This is a genomic window from Natribaculum luteum (assembly GCF_023008545.1).
GTDB classification, from domain to species: Archaea; Halobacteriota; Halobacteria; order Halobacteriales; family Natrialbaceae; genus Natribaculum; species Natribaculum luteum.
In genome coordinates this window covers 2,062,258-2,084,497 of the sequence record NZ_CP095397.1, presented here as the reverse complement: position 1 = coordinate 2,084,497, position 22,240 = coordinate 2,062,258, and the positions used below count along the sequence as shown (strand labels likewise).

25 protein-coding genes are annotated in these 22,240 nt (G+C 66.2%); 13 read left to right on the top strand and 12 right to left on the bottom strand.

Annotated elements, in window-relative coordinates:
* Positions 1–66: 66 nt before the first annotated feature.
* Positions 67–765 (top strand): 5-formyltetrahydrofolate cyclo-ligase, encoded by a 699-nt coding sequence (locus MU558_RS10740; RefSeq protein ID WP_246966270.1) that lies wholly within the window; start codon positions 67–69, stop codon positions 763–765.
* A gap of 590 nt (positions 766–1,355) precedes the next feature.
* On the opposite strand, the gene MU558_RS10735 is transcribed toward MU558_RS10740, so the two are convergent.
* Genes MU558_RS10735 through pyrG form a run of 3 tightly spaced genes read right to left on the bottom strand, consistent with a single transcriptional unit; the run spans position 1,356 to position 4,254 of the window.
* Positions 1,356–1,682, bottom strand: coding sequence for a DUF7126 family protein (locus tag MU558_RS10735; protein WP_246966269.1), 327 nt, complete (start codon positions 1,680–1,682; stop codon positions 1,356–1,358).
* On the bottom strand, positions 1,679–2,596 hold the full coding sequence (guaA, locus tag MU558_RS10730; RefSeq protein ID WP_246966268.1) for a glutamine-hydrolyzing GMP synthase: 918 nt from the start codon (positions 2,594–2,596) through the stop codon (positions 1,679–1,681). The genes MU558_RS10735 and guaA overlap by 4 nt, the downstream gene beginning before the upstream one ends.
* Entirely contained in the window at positions 2,596–4,254 is a 1,659-nt protein-coding gene (gene pyrG / locus MU558_RS10725) for a glutamine hydrolyzing CTP synthase (RefSeq protein ID WP_246966267.1), read from the bottom strand. The genes guaA and pyrG overlap by 1 nt, the downstream gene beginning before the upstream one ends.
* A 208-nt stretch (positions 4,255–4,462) precedes the next feature.
* On the opposite strand from pyrG, the gene MU558_RS10720 reads away from it, so the two are divergent.
* Complete coding sequence (locus tag MU558_RS10720) at positions 4,463–4,888, top strand: hypothetical protein (protein WP_246974948.1); 426 nt, start codon at positions 4,463–4,465, stop codon at positions 4,886–4,888.
* A gap of 200 nt (positions 4,889–5,088) precedes the next feature.
* Here MU558_RS10720 and MU558_RS10715 read toward each other — a convergent pair whose 3' ends face one another.
* A complete protein-coding gene (locus MU558_RS10715; RefSeq protein WP_246966266.1) occupies positions 5,089–5,688 on the bottom strand; it encodes an alpha/beta hydrolase in 600 nt (199 codons plus the stop codon).
* A gap of 192 nt (positions 5,689–5,880) precedes the next feature.
* On the opposite strand from MU558_RS10715, the gene MU558_RS10710 reads away from it, so the two are divergent.
* The 5 genes from MU558_RS10710 to MU558_RS10690 all read left to right on the top strand — a co-directional run bounded on the left by MU558_RS10710 (position 5,881) and on the right by MU558_RS10690 (position 9,383).
* Entirely contained in the window at positions 5,881–6,684 is an 804-nt protein-coding gene (locus MU558_RS10710; RefSeq protein WP_246966265.1) for a PspA/IM30 family protein, read from the top strand.
* A 160-nt stretch (positions 6,685–6,844) separates the two neighbouring features.
* Positions 6,845–7,210: a hypothetical protein gene (locus tag MU558_RS10705; RefSeq protein ID WP_246966264.1), complete on the top strand. Its 366-nt coding sequence runs from the start codon at positions 6,845–6,847 to the stop codon at positions 7,208–7,210.
* A 65-nt stretch (positions 7,211–7,275) separates the two neighbouring features.
* Positions 7,276–8,307, top strand: coding sequence for a DUF7972 family membrane protein (locus tag MU558_RS10700; protein WP_246966263.1), 1,032 nt, complete (start codon positions 7,276–7,278; stop codon positions 8,305–8,307).
* An 86-nt stretch (positions 8,308–8,393) separates the two neighbouring features.
* The gene (locus MU558_RS10695; RefSeq protein ID WP_246966262.1) at positions 8,394–8,882 is read left to right on the top strand and encodes a DUF8162 family protein; all 489 of its coding nucleotides are present in this window, start codon (positions 8,394–8,396) and stop codon (positions 8,880–8,882) included.
* A 51-nt stretch (positions 8,883–8,933) separates the two neighbouring features.
* Entirely contained in the window at positions 8,934–9,383 is a 450-nt protein-coding gene (locus MU558_RS10690; protein ID WP_246966261.1) for an AAA family ATPase, read from the top strand.
* 98 nt (positions 9,384–9,481) lie between these two features.
* Here the strand turns inward: MU558_RS10690 and MU558_RS10685 are convergent, their stop codons facing one another.
* The 4 genes from MU558_RS10685 to MU558_RS10670 all read right to left on the bottom strand — a co-directional run bounded on the left by MU558_RS10685 (position 9,482) and on the right by MU558_RS10670 (position 12,972).
* Entirely contained in the window at positions 9,482–10,522 is a 1,041-nt protein-coding gene (locus MU558_RS10685) for a dipeptide epimerase (protein ID WP_246966260.1), read from the bottom strand.
* Positions 10,519–11,532, bottom strand: coding sequence for an N-acetyltransferase DgcN family protein (locus tag MU558_RS10680; protein WP_246966259.1), 1,014 nt, complete (start codon positions 11,530–11,532; stop codon positions 10,519–10,521). The genes MU558_RS10685 and MU558_RS10680 overlap by 4 nt, the downstream gene beginning before the upstream one ends.
* 149 nt (positions 11,533–11,681) lie before the next feature.
* The gene (locus MU558_RS10675) at positions 11,682–12,575 is read right to left on the bottom strand and encodes a Vms1/Ankzf1 family peptidyl-tRNA hydrolase (RefSeq protein ID WP_246966258.1); all 894 of its coding nucleotides are present in this window, start codon (positions 12,573–12,575) and stop codon (positions 11,682–11,684) included.
* 28 nt (positions 12,576–12,603) lie between these two features.
* Entirely contained in the window at positions 12,604–12,972 is a 369-nt protein-coding gene (locus tag MU558_RS10670) for a DUF5802 family protein (RefSeq protein ID WP_246966257.1), read from the bottom strand.
* 437 nt (positions 12,973–13,409) lie between these two features.
* On the opposite strand from MU558_RS10670, the gene MU558_RS10665 reads away from it, so the two are divergent.
* Positions 13,410–14,177: a proline-rich domain-containing protein gene (locus MU558_RS10665; protein ID WP_246966256.1), complete on the top strand. Its 768-nt coding sequence runs from the start codon at positions 13,410–13,412 to the stop codon at positions 14,175–14,177.
* Positions 14,178–14,274: 97 nt separating this feature from the next.
* Positions 14,275–14,934, top strand: coding sequence for an ArsR/SmtB family transcription factor (locus tag MU558_RS10660; RefSeq protein ID WP_246966255.1), 660 nt, complete (start codon positions 14,275–14,277; stop codon positions 14,932–14,934).
* Between the two features lie 20 nt (positions 14,935–14,954).
* Here MU558_RS10660 and MU558_RS10655 read toward each other — a convergent pair whose 3' ends face one another.
* Entirely contained in the window at positions 14,955–15,551 is a 597-nt protein-coding gene (locus MU558_RS10655) for a DUF456 domain-containing protein (RefSeq protein ID WP_246966254.1), read from the bottom strand.
* A gap of 114 nt (positions 15,552–15,665) precedes the next feature.
* On the opposite strand from MU558_RS10655, the gene MU558_RS10650 reads away from it, so the two are divergent.
* The 3 genes from MU558_RS10650 to MU558_RS10640 all read left to right on the top strand — a co-directional run bounded on the left by MU558_RS10650 (position 15,666) and on the right by MU558_RS10640 (position 18,218).
* Positions 15,666–15,866, top strand: coding sequence for a hypothetical protein (locus MU558_RS10650; RefSeq protein ID WP_246966253.1), 201 nt, complete (start codon positions 15,666–15,668; stop codon positions 15,864–15,866).
* 51 nt (positions 15,867–15,917) lie between these two features.
* Positions 15,918–17,207, top strand: a complete 1,290-nt coding sequence (gene gatD / locus MU558_RS10645) for a Glu-tRNA(Gln) amidotransferase subunit GatD (RefSeq protein ID WP_246966252.1) — start codon at positions 15,918–15,920, stop codon at positions 17,205–17,207.
* Between the two features lie 96 nt (positions 17,208–17,303).
* Positions 17,304–18,218, top strand: a complete 915-nt coding sequence (locus tag MU558_RS10640) for a GNAT family N-acetyltransferase (protein ID WP_246966251.1) — start codon at positions 17,304–17,306, stop codon at positions 18,216–18,218.
* 26 nt (positions 18,219–18,244) lie between these two features.
* Here MU558_RS10640 and MU558_RS10635 read toward each other — a convergent pair whose 3' ends face one another.
* The 3 genes from MU558_RS10635 to MU558_RS10625 are packed head-to-tail and all read right to left on the bottom strand — an operon-like array spanning position 18,245 to position 20,917.
* Positions 18,245–18,520, bottom strand: a complete 276-nt coding sequence (locus tag MU558_RS10635) for a ubiquitin-like small modifier protein 1 (protein ID WP_246966250.1) — start codon at positions 18,518–18,520, stop codon at positions 18,245–18,247.
* A gap of 31 nt (positions 18,521–18,551) precedes the next feature.
* A complete protein-coding gene (locus tag MU558_RS10630; RefSeq protein WP_246966249.1) occupies positions 18,552–19,685 on the bottom strand; it encodes a DUF8167 domain-containing protein in 1,134 nt (377 codons plus the stop codon).
* Complete coding sequence (locus tag MU558_RS10625; protein WP_246966248.1) at positions 19,682–20,917, bottom strand: DUF8167 domain-containing protein; 1,236 nt, start codon at positions 20,915–20,917, stop codon at positions 19,682–19,684. Before MU558_RS10625 ends, MU558_RS10630 begins: the two co-directional genes overlap by 4 nt.
* Before the next feature lie 136 nt (positions 20,918–21,053).
* Here MU558_RS10625 and MU558_RS10620 point away from each other — a divergent pair, with 136 nt between their 5' ends.
* Positions 21,054–22,235 carry an NAD-binding protein gene (locus MU558_RS10620; protein WP_246966247.1) on the top strand — a complete coding sequence of 394 codons (1,182 nt, stop codon included), beginning with the start codon at positions 21,054–21,056 and terminating at the stop codon, positions 22,233–22,235.
* Positions 22,236–22,240 lie beyond the last annotated feature (5 nt).

Below are 22,240 nucleotides of genomic sequence, written 5' to 3'. Positions count from 1 at the left end.
TGAGGACGCTCGGTTCGCCAGCGAGAGCGAACGCTGAACTCGCCGCGCGAGAAACCGTCGGATACGATGGACAAACGACAGCTCCGCGAGCAGGTGTGGGACGACCTCGAGGAGTCCGGGGTGGCGCGGTTTCCGTATCCGCCACACGGCCGCATCCCGAACTTCGCCGGGGCGGACGAGGCGGCCGATCGACTGGCCTCGCAATCGGAGTGGCAGGCCGCCGAGACGATCAAGGCCAACCCGGACGCACCGCAGCTTCCCGTCCGCCGGCGGGCGCTCCGCGAGGGAAAGACCGTCTACATGGCCGTTCCCCGACTGCGCGACGAGGAGTGTTTCCTCCGGCTCGATCCGACCGACCTCGAGGACTACGACGCCGCGACGACCGTCTCCGGCTCGTCGAAACACGGCGTCCAGGTCGGCCCCGACGAACTCGAGGAGATCGACCTGATCGTCTCGGGGAGCGTGGCAGTCACCGAGCGCGGCGCTCGCGTCGGCAAGGGAGAGGGATACAGCGACCTCGAGTACGCGATCCTCCGCGAGTTCGGGTTCGTCGACGACGAGACCACCGTCGCGACGACGGTCCACGACCGACAGCTTCTCGAGGCCGACGTCGCCGTCGACTCCCACGACGTGCCGATAGATCTACTCGTCACGCCCGACCGTGTTCTCCGCCCCGAGACGGGCGAGAAGCCGGCGGGCATCCACTGGGACCGACTCGAGGCAGATCGACTCGAGGAGATTCCGGTACTGAAACGCTTGCGCTGATACGTCCGGCCGACACGGTTCACACCGATCACACTCGAAACGCGATCGATAAGGACGTCTGACGTCGCCGACTCCGACGACAGCAGACGCGATCGGCGAGTCAGCGCGGCCGCTCGAGGGCGCTCGTCAGTGGGAACGCAGGGTGGGTGGGCCGTCGGACGACGGCCCAGATCGGCAAACGGGAAAATCGGGTATTGCCTGGGTGTGGCAATGGTGGGGGAAGGGTGCTATGGTGGGGTCGTTGGAAGTCGCGGGATCGACGAGGCGTGGGGGTGGGGGGTGCCTCCGCAGGTACCCGTCGACCTCCACTCGTCGCTACCGGGCGAGGGTACTTGAACGGAGGCGACGGTATAGGACGCTTGTTCCGGATTGCCTGATAGTTAAGTCGCGTTCAATCGTCCAGAAAACCGGTCGAGACAGTTGATACTGCCCGATCAGCGAAAACAGTGGTACTCGAGTGATCGTAAGCAGACACTACCGGCAGAACGGATCTCGAAGATCCGTCCCGGCGATCGGTCGAGTCCCTCTCGACCGGGACGGCAGCAAAACAGGATCGTCCGGCGACCCGTCGCCGGCGGTTCCGGCGTCGGTCAGTCGGTCAGTTCCTCTGCGGCGACCGCCGGTTCGACGAGCCGCGGATCGACCGAGAGGTCGAGTTGCCCCTTGACGAACTCCGGGATCGTATCCCGGGAGTAAACGACTGTTCGTAGGTCGTCGTTCAGGTCGATCGCGATCGGAATCGTCGTCGCCTGTCCGACGTCCGTGAGGACGTACAGGTCGGCCTCGACGATCCCGGCGTCCTCGAGTGCGGGCCGGGAGACGACGCCCTCGAGTCGTTCGACGTCGACGCCTTCGGCCTCAAGTGCGTCGGCGATCCCGTCGTCGTCGGACCCGGCGACGATCGCGTGCATGCTCATTCGTACTCGATGGTCGCAGGCGGTTTGTGCGTGACGTCGTAGACGACGCGAGCGACGTTCTCGTTTTCACCCGTAATACGGGACTGGATGCGCTGGAGCGTCTCCCAGTCGATCTCCTGGGCGCGGGCGGTCATGCCGTCGCGGGAGTCGACCGAGCGGACGGCGACGACCCAGCCGTGGACGCGGTTGTCGCCTTTGACCCCCGTCGCCTTGCCGATCACTGCCGCGAGCGCCTGCCAGGGGTCGTACTCCTCGAGTTCCTCCTCGACGACGTGGCAGGCCTCGCGGGCGACCTCGAGTTTCTCCTCGGTGACCTCGCCGATGACGCGGACCGCGAGCCCGGGGCCGGGGAACGGCATCCGCTCGGCGACGATCTCCTCTAATCCGAGATGTCGGGCGACCTCGCGGACCTCGTCTTTGTAGAGGTCGCGGACGGGTTCGACGATCCCCTCGAAGTCGACGACGTCGGGGAGACCGCCGACGTTGTGGTGGGACTTGATCCCGCCTTCCGACTCGATCCGGTCTGGGTAGATCGTCCCCTGGACGAGGTAGTCGGCGTCGGCGTCTTTCGCTTCACGCTCGAACTCTCGGATGAACTGCTCGCCGATGACCTCGCGTTTCTCCTCGGGGTCCGTGACGCCCGAGAGAGCCTCGAGGAACCGGTCTTTCGCGTCGACGACCCGCAGGCTCTCCATGTAGTCGAACGTCTCGCGGATCTGGGCCGTCTCGCCTTTCCGCATGAGGCCGGTGTCGACGTACACGGGGGTGAGCCGGTCGCCGATCGCCTCGTAGGCCAGTGCCGCCGCCACGGACGAGTCAACCCCGCCCGAGAGCGCGATGACGGCGTTTTCGTCGCCAATTTCGTCTTCGATCTCTGCGATTGCGTCTGGAACGAACGTCTCCGTATCTACCATCAGTGAGTCACCTCTTCGTCGTACTCGATTTCGTCTCGTTCGCCGGCGAGGACGGCCTCGATCAGGCCGAGAAACGGCGGGCTCGGCCGTCCGGGCCGGGACTTGTACTCGGGGTGGAACTGCGTGCCGAGGAAATACGGGTGGTCCTCGAGTTCGAGGATCTCCATGCGGTTGCCAGCCGTGCCGGAGAAGACGAGCGGTTCGTCCTCGAAGTGCTCGAAGTACTCGGGGTTGACCTCGTAGCGGTGGCGGTGGCGCTCGGAACAGGAGGTGTCGCCGTAGAGTTCGTAGGCGAGCGTTTCGGGCTCGATTACCGTCGTGTGCTCGCCCAGCCGCATCGTCCCGCCCATGTTCTCGACCTCGTACTGCTCGGGCAGAATGTCGATGACCGGGTGGGGCGTGTCTTCGTCCATCTCCGCCGAGTGTGCACCCTCGAGTCCCAGCGCGTTGCGAGCGTACTCGACGACGGCCATCTGGAAGCCAAGACAGAGCCCGAGGAAGGGGACGTCGTTCTCGCGGGCGTACCTGACGGCCTCGATCTTGCCCTCGGTGCCGCGCATCCCGAAGCCGCCGGGGACGATGACCGCGTCCGATTCCTGCAGGCGCTCGGTGTGGTGGTCTGCCATCTCGTCGGCCGCCACCCAGTGGACGTTCACGTCGACGCCGAGTTCGAAGCCAGCGTGTTTGAGCGACTCGCGGATCGACATGTACGCGTCTTCCAAGTCGTACTTGCCGACCAGCGCGACGTCGACCTCGCCGTCTTTCTCGGTCGTGACGACGTCGCGCCACTCGTTGGCTCGCTCGCCTTCCGGCAGCGCCTCCTCGGCGAGCCCGAAGTGCTCCAGGACGTACTGGTCGAGCCCTTCCTCTTCGACCATCAGCGGGACGTGGTAGACGTCCTCGACGTCGGGGTTCGAGAACACCGCATCGGTCGGAATGTCACAGAACAGGGCGATCTTCTCTTTGGTGCTTGGCTCGAGTTTGTCCTCACACCGGCCGACGATGACGTCGGGCTGGAGCCCGATCGAGCGGACCTCCTTTACCGAGTGCTGGGTCGGTTTCGTCTTCTGCTCGCCGTTTTTCGAGTACGGGACGAGCGTGACGTGGACGAACAGGACGTTCTCCTCGGGTTCCTCGTGGGCGAACTGGCGCAGCGCCTCGAGGTAGGGCATGCCCTCGATGTCGCCGACCGTGCCGCCGACCTCAACGATACAGACGTCGGTCCCCTCGGCGGCCTCCCGAATGCGACGCTTGATGTCGTCGGTGATGTGCGGGATGATCTGGACGGTCTTGCCGAGGTAGTCGCCCGCGCGCTCTTTCTCGATAACGTGCTGGTAGGTCTTGCCCGTCGTGATGTTGTGTTCGGAGGTCATCTCCTCGTCGAGGAATCGCTCGTAGTTCCCCAGGTCGAGGTCGACCTCGCCGCCGTCCTCGAGGACGTACACCTCCCCGTGCTGGTAGGGGTTCATCGTCCCGGCGTCGACGTTCAGATACGGGTCGATCTTCACTGCGGTCACGTCGAACCCGGCGTTTTTCAGGAGTCGGCCGGTGCTTGCGGCTGTGATCCCCTTTCCGAGTCCGGACATGACGCCCCCGGTTACGAAAATGAACTTGCTCCCGAGGGACGGGTCGTAGTTAGTTTCCGGTTCCGTCGGCATACCGAGTGTCCGCGGGAGCGATTGAAAACGATTTCGGGAAGCGCCCGGCTTCGACAGGTCGTGACACTCGTGGGTCTCGAGCACAACCGCCTTCCCGTCGCACAGTCGAGTAACGGGCGTGTATTTCGCCCCGATCACTGGACGGGGCGCCATCTTGCACTATCCGGATGCGTACTTTAGTCGATCGCCGGCGTCGGCGTAGATGAGTATGCTCGTACATCTCCAGCAGTACAAACACGAGGAAGTCCAGTTCGACGACAACAGAACGACCGGCGAGTCACAGACCGAGGACACGCTCGACAAAGACTCCGAGGAGTACTTCGGCGAGAACATCGATCGGTTCGACGTCGTCACGTGGGAAACGATCGAACACGACGGCGATCCGATCCAGCGCCGCGACGTCACGATCAGGGGAGTCACCGCCGTCTCCGTTCCCAAGCAACCGACCGACGAAGACGACCCCAACCTCCCCGGGAAGACGATCCAGTTCCGCATGGGCGGCGGCATAGAGTACCTCGAGCAGGCCAAAATCGTCGAAGTGCAGGACGAAGAGCCTGCAGAGCCAGCAGCCGAGGGAAAGGTTTCCAAGGAGGACGAACCCCAGGGTAAAATACCGATGGACGACGAGCCGTAGGCTGCGCCGCCAGTCGCCATTCGAGCCGTCCGTCGCCGTTGCGGCGCCCGCCGCCGTCGCGCCGAACTCGTCTTTCGAGCGGTGCCGAATCGACCACGACAGGCGGTGCGAGTGAAACGAGCGCGACGGCGTTTCCGCCTCCTCGAGCGCTCACCGTGCGGTCGCCGGTTCGAAGCCGCGTTCGACTCGCTCGCTGCGGCTTACGCCACTTGCGCCTCGAGAAACGCCCCGATCGTTCGTGCCACCGTCTCGTGTTGGCCGACGAAGAAGTGATCCGCGGAGAACGCGACGGCGTCGTGACCGAGTTCGTCAGCGCATTCGACGACGGGTTCCCAGTCGACGGTCGTGTCCCGTTCGCCGTAACAGATCTGGACCGGACACGCGATGTCGGCGAGTGCGGGGACGACCTCGAGGTCGGGGGCTAGCCCCACCGGCGGCGCGAGCACGGAGACGGCACGGACCTCGCGGTCGACGGTCGAACTCGCGAGTATCGCCTCGGCGGCTCCGAAGCTGAACCCGAAGATGCCGACCCGGTCGTACCTGTCGGCCGCCCAGCGGATCGCGTTCCGGACGTCCGCTCGCTCGCCGACCCCCTCGTCCCACTCGCCGTAATCGAGGCGGAGACAGGCGACGCCTCGCTCGAGGAGGTCGTCGCTGACGGCGACGAGTCGTCGGTCGCCGCGGTGGCCGCCGTGCTGGGGATGGGGCGGACACGCCACGACGATTGCATCGGTCTCGGGTTCGGGCTCGTCGAGCGTCGCCCGGACGTCTCGGCCGCCGGGAATCACGACGTCGGTCATGGGCCGACGTTGCGGTGCTGGAACGTTTATATTGTCGGGTAGCGGTCGAGAACGCACTCGAGTGCGATTCGACCGGCCGGCAGGCCCGCCGTCGACGGGCCACGTGCGCTCACGGTCGTGGGTCTGGAGGCGATCTGCCGGGACTGTTGCCGAAGTGAGATTTTTAAGGCTGACGGGCGAAATGTAGATACTATGGGCATCCTCTCTCGGACTTCGTACGTCATCCGGTCGAAGATCAACTCGCTGCTCAATCGAGCCGAGGACCCGACCGAAACGCTCGACTACTCCTACGAGCAGATGCGAGACCAGCTCCAGCAGGTCAAACGGGGTATCGCCGACCTCACCACGCAGAAAAAGCGCCTCGAGATGCAGAAACGCCGACTCGAGGAGAACGTCGAGAAGCACAACGATCAGGCGCGGAGAGCGGTCAAACAGGACCGGGAGGACCTGGCGCGACAGGCCCTGGAGAAAAAGAAGGCGAAGATGAACCAGATCGAGGATCTGGAGCGCCAGATCTCCGACCTGCAGAATCAGCAAGATCAGCTGATCGAGCAGAAAAACGAACTCCAGTCGCGCATCGAGGAGTTCCGCACGAAAAAGGAGACGATGAAAGCCCGCTACGAGGCCGCGGAAGCGAGTTCGACTGTCTCGGAGGCGATGACGGCGACCGGCGAGGAGTTCGAGGACGTCGGGCGCGCCATCGAACGGGCCGAAGAGCGCACACAGGATATGGAGGCCCGGTCGGCGGCGCTCGACGAACTCCACGAGTCGGGCGCGTTCGAGGACGTCCTCTCCGACAAAGACCAGATCGACCGCGAACTCGAGGCGCTGTCGACCGACAGCGGCGTCGAGGCCGAACTCGAGACGCTCAAATCCGAGATGGGCGAGGAGGAACCGGCGAGCGAGGCGAGCGAGGCGGACGAGGAGGTCGACCTCGAGGACGTCGACGAAGACGTCGAGTCGGAACTCACCGAACTCCAGGAAGAGGAAGGCTAGGTAGTCGGTTGGCAGACGTACCCGGCACGACCGCAACGTTCTGCGGTTGCACCGGGAGCCGGGTACGACCGACGTTCTGACGTGACGTTTTCTCGAGGCGCGAGCGCCGATTCGAGCAGTCGGGAGAACAGCTATTGCATTCGTTCACGAATAATCATCTATGGACGAGAGTTCCACGCTCGAGTCGGCGTCGCTGACCGAACAGCTCGTTCTCCTCGGACTCGTCGAGTTGAACCACCGTGGTCGAACGCCCGCCCAGCCCCACGAACTGCGCAAGACGTGCTGTACACAGTTGCCGAGCGACGGTGACGGCGTCGTCGGGAGCGTCTCCGAGGCGGACGTCATGCGCTCGCTGTACCAGCTCGAGGCGAACGACCTCGTCGCCGAGGAGACGCCCGATACGACGTCGCCGACCGGAAAGGGACGGCCGTACTATTCGCTGGCCATCGAGACTGAATCGATCCTCGAGGCCGTCGACGACCAGTCACCGCTCGAGGACGTCGTCGACGAGTTACGGGAGTCCTAACGCGGACAGCGGGGCAAGAGCCGGGCGTAGCTATTTGATCGTCGTCGTGGTACCGGTTCGACGCGATGGGCGGCTCACAGCCGAGCGATACGATGGCCGAGCGGAGCGAAGACGCGACGTGGAAGCTGTGGCTGTTGTTGAACGCGAACCGCTGGGTCGTCGCAGCCGTGTTGATGGCGTTCGTCTTCGCGGGAGTAGTGCTCGTCGGCGGATTCAGTCCGGTGTCGCTTCGCAGCCTCATGAACAGCCAGGACCCCGTCGAAACGCTCTTCCAGGCGCTCACGACGGCGCTCATCACCGGCGTGACGCTGGTCGTGACGATCAATCAGCTGGTGCTCTCACAGGAACTCGGGGCCGTCTCGGATCAGCGCGAGCGATTTTCGGGTTCGATGGAGTTCCGGTCGGACGCCGAAGACGTGATCGACGCGCCGATCAGCCCGCCGGAACCGGCGTCGTTCCTGCAGGCGATCGTCGCCGCCACCGGAGACCGCGCTACCGACTTTCGCGACGCTGTCGCCGACAGTCGCGACGAGGAGTTTCGGGAACAGGTCGACGACTTCGTCGACAACCTGACGACACACGCCGACACGATCTGTGCGGACCTCGAGGACGCCCAGTTCGGTACCTACACCGTCGTCAAGTCGGCACTCGACTACAACTACTCCTGGAAGATCTTTCGAGCGCGACGGATCGTGAACGCTCACGCCGACTCCGTTACCGACGAGGCGCGTGAAGCCTACGACGAACTCGTCGACGCGCTCGAGCTTTTCGGTCTCGCTCGAGAGCACTTCAAGACGCTGTACTTTCAGTGGGAGCTGATCAACCTCTCGCGGGCGATGATGTACGTCGCCGTCCCGGCGCTCGTCGTCACGACGTCGATGATCCTCTTTTTCGACACGACCGTGGCTTCCGGCACGCTGCTGGGGATCGACGTGCTGGTGTGGATCGTCGCACTGGCCGTAACGATCGCGGCCACGCCCTTCCTGATCCTGATCGCGTTCGTCCTGCGAATCGCGACGATCGCAAAGCGAACGCTCGCGATCGGTCCGTTCATCCTCCGAGAGTCGAGTCGCGGCGAGGAGATCGACTGGGAGTGACGGCCTCGGCACGCGTTCGCGGACTCGGCAGCTGAGACTGAACCGAACGACAGAAGACACTTGCTACTGTTGACGAATTGTCGCGTATGACTCTCGTGCAGTCGGCCGGGACTCGAGCCGTCGGCTGGATCGCGCTCGTCGTCGCGGTGCTCGTGCCGGGCGTCGTCGCAACCGTGTTGTGGGCACCGTTTCTGGCCGTGAACCGTATTCGATCGCTCTTTGCGACGCTTCCACCGACCGGAAGGCTCTCGCCGACGTACGTCGCCGTCGCGATCGGAGTGTCAGTTCCGTACGTCGCCGGGTTCCTTGCGGTACTCGCGTTCGTCGATCCGGCTGTCGTCGCCTGGAGCAACGCCTTTCTCACCGTCACCCTGTTCGTGTCGGTGCTGTACGTCGTCGGACTCCCCGTCGTCTGCATTCTCGGTCTCCCTCGAGTCGGATTCGACTGGGACCCGACCGGCTACGGCTGGTCGACGTGGGCGCTGCTCGTCGTCGGGAGCGCCTGGTACGCGACGCTGTTTGCGGTCCCACTCGTGGCGGTGAGTCTCGTGCTCGCGCTTCCCGGCGGCTACTGATCCGAGGCGTCGATCGGAGCGCGTTTGCCGACCGAACGCGTACCTGTGGCCGTGATCGTCGTCATCTGTGGGCCACCGGGAGCGGGAAAGACGACCGTCGCCACCCGCGTGTACCACCGCCTCGAGTCGCGGTCCCGACCGGTTCGAATCGTCCACTCCGACGAGTTCTCGAGTCGAACGTACGAGCGGCTGTACGAGCGGGCCACAGGCTGGCCGACGGCCGCGATCGGACTCGTCGACGGAACGTTCTACAAGCGCGAGTGGCAGGTGCAGTTTCGTACGCTCGAGGACGTCCGGTTCGTCCACGTGACGGCGAGTCTCGAGACCTGCCTCGAGCGAAATCGAACGCGCGAGGACCCGATCGACGAGAAAGGTGTCCACGTGATCTACCGTGAGTTCGACGACCCGGACGCGAATCTCACGATCGACACCGACGAGCTGGCCGCCGACGAGGCCGTCGAGCGGGTGCTCGAGGCGATCTGTCGGTGGCGCGAGGAGTGATAATGGTGGCTGTGACTGGTTGCCGACGCAACCGCGAGATGGTTCGCGGTTGCGGCGGGACAGACTCACAGCCATCGTTATCAGCGATGGGCGAGGTGCTACCGTGACGACACACCGGTTCCGGGCCGGTCGAGCGACTCGAGGTCCGGCCGCCCGCCCGGCATCGGGACGCCGTCGTACTCGTCGTCGGCGAGGAGGAGCGCCCCGTCGAGGTCGACGTAGTCGAGCAGCGGCGCGAGGTGACAGGCCGGCGCGATCGAGGCGTTCGACTCGATCATACAGCCACACATCATCTCGAGTCCGTGCGCCCGCGCGGCGTGGATTATTCGCACGGCCTCGCGGAGACCGCCGCACTTCATCAGTTTGAGGTTCGCGACGTCACAGCGGTCGGCGATCCGGGGGACGTCCTCGAGGGTTATACAGGACTCGTCGGCGGCGATCGGCAGCGGCGAGCGCTCGTAGACGTAGCGCAATCCCTCGGGATCTTCGGCGGCGACTGGTTGTTCGACGAACTCGAGGTCGTACTCGGCGAGAGTTTCGATCTTCGTCACCGCCTCGCGGGGCGACCACGCCTCGTTGGCGTCGACGCGGATTCGGACGTCGGGAGCCGCCTCGCGGATCGTCCGGACGATCTCCTCGTCACGATCGGTGCCGAGTTTGACCTTCAGCGTGCCGTACCCGCGCTCGACGGCCGTTTCGGTCTTCTCGCGCATCGTCTCCGTGTCGTCGATCCCGATCGTGTACGACGATTCGACGGTCTCGGTCGGGTCGAGCCCCCAGTAGCGGTAGAGCGGGACGTCGAGTCGCTTCGCGACGAGGTCGTGGAGGGCGATGCTCACCGCACACCTGGCTGCGGGGTTGCGCTCGATCGTCTCGCGCATCCGGCGTTCGATCCGGCCGAGTTCGTGGGGGTCGCCCACGTCCTCGACGACCTCGAGGAGGTCGGGCAAGACAGCCTCGACCGTCGCGGCCGTCTCGCCGTAGTGTGCTGAGGGGGCCCCACCGCCGACGCCGACGGTGCCATCCTCGTCTTCGATCCTGACGAGCACGTTCTCCGCGTGGGTCTGGGTCCCGCGGGCGATGGTAAAGGGGTACTCGAGTGGTAACTCGACCCGCTCGAACGACGTCTCGAGGCTCATAGGAGCGCGTCGAGCACCTCGTCGGTGCCGAAGCGGATGACGTCGGTGGCCGGCGCGCCGAGCTGGGACTCGTACTCCTCGAGGGCGCGGCGAGCCTCGTCGTCGGAGAGCCCCTGCGTGTTGAGTGCCCCGGCGAAGACCCGGGCGGGGTTGACGGGTTCGGCCAGTTGCTCGTAGAGGTCGACGTAGGTCGGAATCGACGGCAGTGCGAACGACTCGTAGCCGTGGATCGCCTCCCGCCCGGCGTCGTGACAGAGCACCAGTTTGTCCGGCATCGCTCCGTGGAAGATGCCACAGGTCACGGCGGAGTAGGCGGGATGGACGATGCTGCCCTGTCCCTCGACGAAGAGGTAGTCGTGGTCGTCACCCTTCTCTGTGATCATCTCCTCGACCGCCCCCGCGGTGAAGTCGCTGACGACGCGGTCGATCGGGTTGCCCCAGCCCTCGATCATGATGCCTGTCTGGCCCGTCGGGATCACGGCCGCGTCGTAGCCGGCCTCGCGGGCGTCGCGGGCGAGTTCCATCGAGACGGTCATCTTGCCGACCGAACAGTCCGTCCCGACGGTGAGGATCACCTCGGCGTCGACCTCGCCTGCGACGCCCTGGCTCACCGTCAGGTCCTCGGGCGGACTGCGAACGTCCCAGAGGTCGCAGTCGTTTTCGTCGGCGAGGGCGGCGAACTCCTCGTCGTCGGCCAGGAAGTAGTGCAGACCGGAGATGACGTCACAGCCGCGCTCGAGGGCGGTCCGGACGTCCGGTCGCCAGCTGTCGTCGAAGCCGCCGCCGATCGGCGCGATCCCGATCAGCAGGGCGTCGACGGACTCGTCGACGTCGTCCATGCTGGCTACCACGGGGGCGTCCTGGACGTCGGAGACGAAGTCGTTTACCCGCGTCCCGTGGTTGTCGCGGTCGAGGACGGCGACGACGTCGTAGTCGGCGTACCGGAGCACGCCGAGGGCGGTCTTCGCTCGGTCCGGGAACTTCTCGTGGGCGAGAATTGCAACGCGCATACGGTGATCATAACACAGCCAGTACTTAACCCTCAACGGATCGCCTCGAGAGGTGTCCGTGCGTCGTTATAACGTCTGCTGTAAGTCATTCCCGGAGCAACCGCGAGCGTCCCGGCGGTTGCTCCGGGAAACAGTTACAGCAGGCATTATCAGACGACCCGCAGGTCCGTCGTCCAGAACGACCGAAACGCGTCCTCGAGTGCGGACTCCGGATCGCCGGTCGCGTCGACGGCGGCAGTCGCGTCAGCCGTCACGTCGTCGGCGACGGCGTCGACGACGCCGCGCTGGCCGACGAGGTAGAGCGGATCGTCCTCGTAGGTTTCGATCGTTTCTCGAGCGCGCGCGACGTGCGAATCGATCTGATCGTCGCGGATGCGCTCGAAGCGCGCCTGCGAGAAACCGCCCTTGGAGTGGGCTCCTTTCACGTCGCTCTCGAAGCCACGGTAGTCGACGCGCTCGTCGGCCTCGTAGACCCCGAGCGCGAACAGGTCGGCGCGCACGAGCGCGAGGGCGTACCGACCCGACGGAACGAACCACTCCCGCTCGAGTTCGAACCGGTCACTCCAGGTCGGGTCGACCGACGGTGCGAGCGGCGGGTCGAGTGTGACCGAGACGAGGGCCGCGTCGTCGACGCAGACGAGACACGGCGCGGCCTCGTCGACGAGCGCGGATCGCTCGCCCAGGACGTCGGCGACAGGATCGGGAACCGTCTCCGCGACCGTCGCCGTCAGCGCCCCCTCGGAGCCCGTGCGGACGGATTCGAGCCGATCGAGTAGCTCCGAGAGGCGGTCGCCACGAAGCCGTTCCCGGCGGCGGACCTCGAGTGACGAGTCGGCCCCCTCGAGTCGCTCGAGTTCGCCCTCGAGCTGTGCAATACGGTCTTCTAAGCGATTCTGTCGTTCCTCGGCCGTCTGTCGGGCGGTGACGGCCTCGGCTCGGCGGTCTGATTCGGCCTCGAGTCGGCGACGCAGTCGCTCGTTCTCGTCTTCGAGGTCGTCGATTCGCTCCTTGAGCGAAGCGCGGCCGAGCAACTCGTCGATCATCGAGCGAAGACGCGAAGCCGGGACACTTCTAGGTTCCGACGTTCCGGTACTCGTCGGGCCAGCCGCCCGTGAGTTCGAGTAGCTGCTGGGCGCGTTCCCGGCGAGCGAGGAAGACCTCTCGCAGCGTCGGCGGATTGCGGATTCGGGTATCGTCGAGGACGTCCTCGGGGACGGCGAGCGTGTCCGCAGGGACGTCCTCGTCGCCGAGGACGGGGAAGTGCTTGGACTCGAGTTTCATCACGAGCGGGACGTCGAGGCGCTCGATTCCCTCCCCCGTCGCGTAGAGCTGTTCGTTGACCTGCTCGTGCTGGTGGCGTTGCATACGGGCGTGGTCCCCATCGGACGGGGTCACGTAGAGGCGTCCGAGATAGTAACCGCGAGAGAACACCTCGAACATGGTACCACGAACCAAGGGTCGGAGTGCCATAACTATTCTGCTGACATGGTTAAATACGAGCGCTATCAGTGTTGTCCCAGCCCGGAACGTCGTCGCACGGCCGCTCACAGCGGTGCCGAGGTCGACGTTCGTCGGCGTCGACCGGTCGAACGCGCGGGCACGTCGTCGCCGGACTCGATCGGGCGTTCGAGACGACGGTTCTGGCCGACACCACTGTCTTTAACCGACTGTTTGATCGATTCGGGACCGTTTCGATCACGTCGCAGGCGAACCAGACCATCGACGAGCGGTCGCAAACCGACGCCGACGCCCCCGATCGAACGCGGCGAGTACGGACGTCTTGAACGCAAAAAACGGATCTAAACGGTCGATCAGACCGATTAAACGGTTCGAACGAAGGTCCGCCTTTTTAAGATGTTACCTCAGACGGAGAGATAATGACTACGACTCGTGCTGTGGTGCTCGCCACACTGGTTGCCGTCTGCGGGCTGACGATCGCCCCGCTTGCGAGCGCGGCAGTCGTGGGGGGGATCTTCACCGCGAACGACGTGAGTGACACGGACGGCGGCTCCCAGCCGATGGGTGCGGAGGTGTCCACGTTCATGCAATCGAGCGCGGCGGACACGACCGAATCTGTCGACGCAGGGATGTTCGAGGCCGAGTACAGGAACGCAGGCGAGAAGCGTCGTGCTGACGCCGTCGCCGACCGGACGAACAGACTTGAGCAGAAACTCGAGTCGCTGAAAGCCGAACGCGAGGCGCTCAGGGAGAACGGAGACGAACACTCCGCCAGATACGAGGCCCGTATGGCCAGCCTCGCCGTCCGGATCGGCAACCTGGAGCGGGCGATCAACGATACTGTGGTCAAAGCACAGGAGACCGGGGTCGAGACGGCGAAACTGGAGCGATTGCGCACGGACGCCGCAAACCTCAGCGGGCCAGAAATTGCCGCAGTTGCGAGCGGCCTCGCAGGGGTCGAACCGCCACGAGGACCGCCCGAGGGAACGCCAGCCCAGGGGAGCGGGCCACAGAGTCCCGACCAGGGCCCGCCTGAACGCGGAGACGAACAACAGAGCCCCGATCAGACACAGGGTCCGAGCGAGCGCGGAGGCGGACCGCAAAACGACGGCGACGACACCGGCGACACTGACGACACCGACGACACCAGTACGCAGCCTGACCCCGCTCCTGACGACAAGCAGTGACGATGACGACCCAGATCGCTACCGAGCGGACGTCTCGCTGGACGGTATACCCGGCGAGCAGACACCCTTTTCAGCGCCCGTCGCTAACGTCGAGTTGATGGACTCAGCCGCGTTGTTGGATCTGCTCGGAAACGAAAATCGACGACGGATCCTCCGACTGCTGGCGCGCAAGCCCTGCTACGTCACCGAAATCTCCGAGTACCTCGGCGTGAGTCCGAAAGCGGTCATCGAGCACCTGCGGAAACTCGAGGAGGCCGGACTGGTCGAAAGTCGGATCGACGACCAGCGACGCAAGTACTTTCATATCGCCCGGAACGTCCGCCTCGAGGTCAACGTCTCGCCGTACGGATTCGCGAGCAAGAGCGCCTACCCGGCGAACAACAGTTTCGACATCGCGCGCTGTCGGCACCTCTCGCTCGACGTCGACTACGACGAGGAAAGCGATATAGACGAACTGCTGGGCGTCCTCGAGAACCTGGAACAACTCGAGAGCGAACTGTCGCTCGCCCAGCGGTGGGTCCAAGGGCGGCTGTGTGACGTCCTCGAGCAGATCTCCGAGACAGTCGGGGCAGAACCCGAGAGTCGGATTCACGCGGATCTGCTGGCGAGCGTCCGTGAGGAGCCCAAAAGCGTCGGGGAACTCAGCCACGACGTCGATGCACCCAGGGAGGTCGTCGCCGGACTCCTCGAGTCGATGGCCGACGACGGGATCGTCCGCAGGACGAAACGTGGCTGGGAACTCGCGCCAGAGGAGTGATTCCGTCGGCCGTCGACGAGTTACTCCACGTCGCGGACCAGGCCGGCACGGAGGTCGCGTCCGAAGTAGTACCCCAGAAGACACGTGACCAGCCCGACGCTCGCGCCGACGGCGACGACGGCGCGGCCGGAGCCGGCGACCGCGAGCACCAGGTGATTGAGCACGGCGGCGACGCCGCCGACCGAGACGCCAGCGACGGCGACCTCGAGGTACCGACCTCGCGAGCTCGCGAGACCGAGGGCGAACGCGACGGCGAACATGCCGGCGATCCGGCCGGCGATCGGGACGGCGAAGCCACCGACGAGCAGTCCGATCCCGATCGCGAGCACGAGCGCGAGAAACGCCTTCGGCGAGAAGTACCGCGAGATCGAAAGTCGCGAGCGGATCGAACCGAGCCGCGAGTCGGTCGCCGACGCGTCGCTCGAGGACGACCGCCGCCACGTGTCCGACTCGTCGGCGGTCGCGTCGGGCTCTTCGGGCGAGTGGCTCGTCGCCCCGTCGAACTGCGACGCGTCGGACCCATGCTCGCCCGAGAGGAGCCGTTCTGTCTCCTCGAGTAACTCGTCGGTCGAGCGCGAATCCCGGCTCGTCGTCACGTCGTCGGAGCGGTCACCCATGGTCGACTCGAGGGCGTCCGGAATCATGGACCTTTCCCCGTCGATGACACTCCCCCGGCGAACAGGCGTGGTAGGCACCCCCGCTTTTCCGTCTGACGGTCGTACGTGAACAGAATGGGGGCAGATACGATCGCGCTCGGCGTCATCGTCGCTGCTGTCGGCGTCGTGTTCCTCTACCTCGCCAGAAACGTCTATCCGCGCCTGGGGATCGCCGACGAGTCACTCGAGTTGTTGCGGATCACGACCGCCGTCATCGCCGGCGGGCTGATCACGTTCGGACTCGTCGTCGTCGCGCTGGGGTTCGTCGGTGGGTGAGCGTCGTCGAGGAAAGGTGCCTTCAAGTCCGCCGGCACGCAATCGGGACGTATGAATCCAGGCGATCGCGTCCGCGTCGAACGTGCGGGCCACACCTACGAGGGCGTGTTGCTCCCCTCGAGCACCGACGAGCACCTCGTCGTCAAACTCGAGGGCGGCTACAACGTCGGCATCGACCGCGAGCACGCAGACGCGGAAGTCATCGAGGAGGGCGTCTACGACGTCGTCGAGGAGACCTCGACGGGCCGTGATCTGTCAGATCACGATGTCGCAGGTGCACAGGACGGCGACGGCGAGTCGGAGATCGAGTTCGACGACGATCTGCCGACGATCTCGCTCATCTCGACCGGCGGGACGATCGCCTCGACCGTCGACTACCGTACCGGTGCGGTGACGGCCCAGTTCGACGCCGAGGACGTCCTGCGTGCGGTTCCCGACCTCGCCGGCCGGGCGAACTACCGGGGACGCGTCGTCGCCAACATCCTCTCGGAGAACATGACCCCCGAGGTCTGGCAGGAACTCGCCGAGGCCGTCGTCGAGGAGATCGAAGCTGGCGCGGACGGCGTCGTCGTCATGCACGGCACCGACACGATGCAGTTTACCGCGAGTGCGCTCGCGTTCATGCTCGAGACGCCCGTTCCGATCGTCTTCACCGGCTCGCAGCGGTCGGCGGACCGGCCGTCCTCGGACAACGTGATGAACGCCGTCTGCGCGGTCGAGGCGGCGAAAAGCGACTGCGCGGAGGTGCTCGTCTGTATGCACGCCTCCGAGTCGGACGACCGGTGTGCCCTCCACCGCGGCACCCGCGTCCGGAAGAGCCACACCTCCCGTCGGGACGCCTTCGAGACCGTCGGTGCGGAACCGCTCGGTGAGGTGGACTACGACACCGGCGAGGTCTCGTTCCGACGGGCCCACGAGCAGCGAGGCGAGACCGACCTCGCGATCGAGTCCGGCCTCGAGAGCAACGTCGAGTTGCTCAAGTTCACGCCGGGGATGGACCCCGCGTTCCTCGACGTCGTCGAGGGGAAATCGGGCCTGATCCTCGAGGGAACCGGTCTCGGCCACGTCCACACCGACCTCATCCCCAGACTCGAGGAGCTGATCGACGACGGGACGACGGTCGTCATGACCAGCCAGTGTCTGGAGGGGAGGGTCTGCGACCGGGTCTACGACACCGGCCGCGACTTGCTCGATGCGGGCGTCCTCGAGGCCGGCGACACGCTTCCGGGGACGGCGAAAGTCAAGTTGATGTGGGCACTCGCGAACGCCGCCGACGTCGAGGAAGCGATGGCGACGTCGCTTGCGGGCGAACTGCAGCGACGCTCCGTGCCGTGGGAGTGATAACGATGGCTGTGAGTCGTTACCGCCGCAACCGCGAACCATCGTGCGGTTGCGTCGGCAACCAGTCACAGCCGTCATTATGAGGTGGTGACGAGAATGGACGACGCGATCGAGATCCGCCGTGCGACCCACGACGACTACGAGGGCATCGCAGCGTTCACGAGCGACCTCTGGGCCGACCGCGGCGGCGACTACCTGCCGTCGGTCTACCACGACTGGCTCGAGGACGAAGACGACGACCGCCGGAAGACGTTCCTGGCCGAGGCCGACGGCGAGGTCGCGGGGCTCTCGCAGGCAGTCGTGCTCTCGCCCGACGAGGCGTGGTTCCAGGGGATGCGCGTCAACCCCGACTTCCGCCGGCGGGGCGTGAGCCAGCGGCTCAACGAGGCCTGCTTCGAGTGGGCTCGCGACTGCGGCGCGACCGTCGGCCGGCTCATGACCTTCTCGTGGAACGCCGCTGCACTCGGTGCGGCCCGCGCCGGTGGATTCGAACCCGTCACCGAGTTCCGGTGGGCCCAGCCAGCTCCAGACGCCGACGCGACGGGGCCGCTCGAGGTCACGGGCGACGCCGCCGCAGCGTGGCGCTACTGGACCGACAGCGAGGCCCGCGAACACCTCCGCGGGCTCGCCCTCGACGTAGCGGAGTCGTGGGCCCTTCGGGAACTCACTCGCGGGGACTTGACGCAACTCGCCGACGAGACGGCCGTCTTCGCGGTCCAGGGCGACGACGGCGTCGCTGGAATGGCCTATCGCACCCGAGACTACGAGCGAGAGACCGACGACGGCGAAACGGAGCGGTGGGCCGAGTACGGCGTGGGCGCGTGGGACGACGTCGACGCCGCCCGCTCGCTGCTCGCGGCCGTCGCACGCGACGCGGCCACACTCGAGGCCGAGAAGACGCGTATACTGATCCCCGAGACGGTCGCGTACGTCAGCGATGCGGCCTACGCCTGTGGCGCAGTTTCAGAGGAACCCGACTTCGTCCTCGGCGTCGATCTCACCGTGCGCTGATCGGCTCGCGACGGGCGGCGACGCCGCTACCCGCCGCTGACCGGGGGAAACAGCGCCAGTTCGTCGTCGTCCTCGAGTTCCGTCTCGAGTCCGTTCTCCTGACTCTGTACGTCCTTGCCGTTGCGAAGCACGTTGATCTGCGAGCGTAGCTCTCCGTCTTCGAGAACCCGGTCTGCGAGCGCGGGACGGTCCTCGAGCAAGTCCTCGAGGGCGTCACCGACCGTCTCGCCCGGTTCGGCGTCGACGGCCACGTGTCGATCGCCCGCGTATTCGGCGAGGTCGGCGAACAGTTTCCACTCCATAGACGGCGTTTTCGCTCCAGGACGCAAGTAGCTACCGCTCGTCGAGTCGCCGCAGGGCCGCCGGTCGGCCGAGGAGGTACGCGACGTCGCTGGCCTCGAGTCGGTCGTCGGCGGCCGGGAGAGCCACTACCTCGCCGTCTCGGTCGATAGCGACGACGGCGACTGGCAACGTTCCGACCTGGTCGCCGACGAGCGGTCCGTCGGCGTCGACGGTCACTGCCGTTATCGTCTCGTCGGCCGCCCGGAGCAAGGAGACGAACTGTCGTCCCGCGTCGGCCGATCCGGGAAGCGTGACGAGGCGATACGAGCGATCGGCCGGGAGGTCGTCGACGTCGTCCTCGTCGACGGCGAGCGTCGCGACGTCGCTGGCGGTCGCCCTGAGTTCTGCCGTCGTGACCCACCGCATCTCCCCGTCATCGGAGACCCACACCTCGACCGCATCACCGGGGCTCGCGTCCGGTGCGGGATCTGCATCGAGGGCGACCGCGACCGATCCCGGCGCGAGCGTCGGGCCGATTCCGGAGGGACGGCTGCCGACGGCAAGGAGCTCGACCGTGCCGTCGTCGGCGAGGTCGACGTCGACGCCGCCGACGCCGTAGTCGCGCTCGAGTCGGGTCACGAGACGGTCGCGGCGCTCGTCGGGGGAGAGCCGGCGAGGCAGGTACAGCATCTCGCCGGCCAGTTCGGCTTTCGTCTCCTCGTCGACTGGATCGTAGCCGTCTGCGTCCGCGATCGTCTCGGGGAGCGTGACGGCGACGACGCGGCCGGCGGCGCGAACGAGTTGACTCACCTCGTCGATCGTCCGCGGAGTCGCGGCGGCGACGGTGTCGACGGCGACGGAGTCGCCGACTCGGCGGCCACCGTCGGCGGCTATCGCGCTCACCGCGAAGGTGACGACGGTGTAGCCCGCCGTCTCCGGATCGAGCAGCGGCGTCTCGCCGATGATGGCGTCACCCAGTGCACTCTTCGTGTTCAACCAGAGGGCGACGACCGTGACGCCCGCGAGCACCGCCACGCCGTCGGGGATTCCCTCGCCGGCGTACCACCGGTAGACGAACGCCGTCCCCGCCGCCGTCCCGCCCGCGAGCACCGCGAAGCCGAGGATCCGAACCGCCGCGTCGACGAGCAGGTCGGTCGCGATGGCCTGTGCCAGCGCTGCGGTCATCGACTCACCTCCTCGAGTCGATCGAGCGCCGACTCGCGACCCGCGACGAACGCCTCGTCGCCTGGCACGAGGGGCCGCTCGATGCCGGGTGCGAACACCCAGCCGCGGCGACGGCCGTTCGTCTCGCTCCCCCGCCGTCGGACGGCGAGCGTCGTCACGTCGTCGGTCGCCCACGACGGGTCGTCGCCGGTCGCCCCCGAGCTCACCGATATCCGTCTGACGGCGTAGCCGGCCCGTCGCAGGAGCGAGAACGCGTCGTACTCGGGGCTCGTCGCGCGCGATCGAACCGTCATCCGAACGCGGTCTGCCGCGAGCAGCGCCGCGGCGCAGTGGCGGGGAACGGCGACGGTCACGCGGCCCCTGCCACCCGCGGTGGCCGTTCCACCCGGACGAGCGCCGAACGCGGGGGGCGACTCGAGGAGTCCGTCGTTGGTCGTCGATTCGCCCGCGTCGCTCCGAGCAACCTCGTCATCGGCGTCGGTCCGGGCGCTCAGGACGGTCCCCGAGACCGTCTCCTCGCCCGCCGTGACGACGACGCTGTCGCCTCGAGCGAGACCCGTCGGGACGAGCGCGTCAACCGAGACCGCCCGGTGTCGGTCGGGGACTCGCCGGGAGAGGCCACTCGAGGGTGGCGCGGCGGCGATCGTCGCCCGACCGCGTTCGTCGATCTCGACGGCGACGTCGGCGAGGTCGTACTCGGTCCGCAGGCGGTCCTCGAGTCGGGTCTCGAGTTCCGACAGCGGGAGATCGGCAGGCAGGTGCCAGGAGTCCTCCGCGATGGTCGTCCGGAGGTCGGGAGACAGCGGGGGGTAGCCCTGGACGTCGCGGATCGCGCCGGTCGGGCGGACGGTCACGCGGCCGAACTCGCCGACGAACTCGACGACGTCGGCCGAGAGGGTGCGCTTGCGAATCGAGGAAAACGAGACGCGCCGCGGGAGTTCTGCCCCGAGCCTGTCGCCCTCGTTGTGGGCGTACAGCGCGAGCATGAGGACGACGAGTGTCGCCACGAGCAGCCGCGGTGCCCGCAGGATTGCGGGGTCGGCCAGCGCGAGGAGGCCGCCGTTGACGCTGGCGATCGCCAGCGCGAGGACGACGACGCCGAACCCCGGGAGCGTGACGCCGGTGAAATACCGCACTACGAACCCGAGCGAGCCGGCGACGAACGCCGGGACGATGCCGGCGAGCAAGCCGAGATAGATGCCGAGCAACACCTCGACGGGGAGCGAAGGCATACAGAGACGATCTCGTTCTCGAGGGAAACCAGTACCGCCCACACCCGCTTTACAGCGGATATCCGAAGCGACGACGCCGAGACACAGACGAGGCGAAGGCGAAGACGTTTACCCGACCTCGGAGCAATCAGTGTGTATGGCCGACGAGCAACGAGCGGATCGGCTACCCGAAAACTGGCCACGGATCGTGACGACGCGAGTAGCCGTCGGCCTCGCCCTTGCCGTCGCCCTGCTGTCGGTCGCGACCGGGATCGTCAACATCGAACGGAACGTCGTCTTCGGGCCGCTCGCGTCTCACGTCCCGGAACTCGTCCGGGACACCGCCGGCTTCACGGGCGCGCTGACGGGCTTTCTGATGGTCGCCAGCGCGCTCGCCCTCCGCCGCGGACTTCGGGCGGGCTGGTACGCGACGATCGTCCTCTTGCCGATCACGGCCCTGCAGGGGCTCTTGCAGGCGAGTCAGTACTCGCTGCCGCTCGTCGCCCTCTCGCTTCTCACCATACCGATCCTGGTTCTTACCCGTGAACGATTCGACAGATCGCTCGCGCTGACGACGACGCAGATTGCCGCGGGGAGCGCGCTCGTCGGCGTGCAGGCGTACGGCACCTTCGGCGCGTACGCGCTCCGGGAGGACTTCGACGGCGTCGCCACGCTCCTCGACGCCTTCTACTTCACGCTGATCACCTCGAGCACCGTCGGCTACGGCGACATCGGTCCCGAAAGCGCCGAGGCGATGCTGTTTACGATGTCGCTCGTCGTCCTCGGCGTCGCCAGTTTCGGTATCGCCATCGGGGCGCTCGTCGGTCCGGCGATCCAGGCTCGCATCTCGAAGACACTCGGAAAGATGACCGAATCAGAACTCGAACTCCTCGACAACCACGTCCTCGTGCTCGGGTACGGGGATCTGACGGAACCGATCGTGAGCGAACTCGTCGCCGCCGACGTCCCGTTTGTCGTCGTCACGGAAGACGAGGCAGTGGCGACCCGACTGATCGACCGCGACGTCAAGGTGCTGACGGCCGACCCGAGCGACGAGGAGCCGCTTCGCCGGGCGAAGATCGACGACGCGCGGGCCATCCTCGTGGCGACCGACCACGACGCGGAAGACGCACTCGCAGTGCTGACGGCGCGCCAGCTTCGGCCAAACGTTCGCATCGTCACCGCCGCGACCGACCGCGAGAACACCAAGAAGCTCAAACGCGCCGGCGCGGACGACGTCATCGCACTGGCCGAACTCGGCGGCCACCTGCTCGTCCGGTCTGCACTCGGCGCGGACGAATCGCCGGTCGTCGAACGGCTCCTCGAGCAAGAACAGTAGCGAAC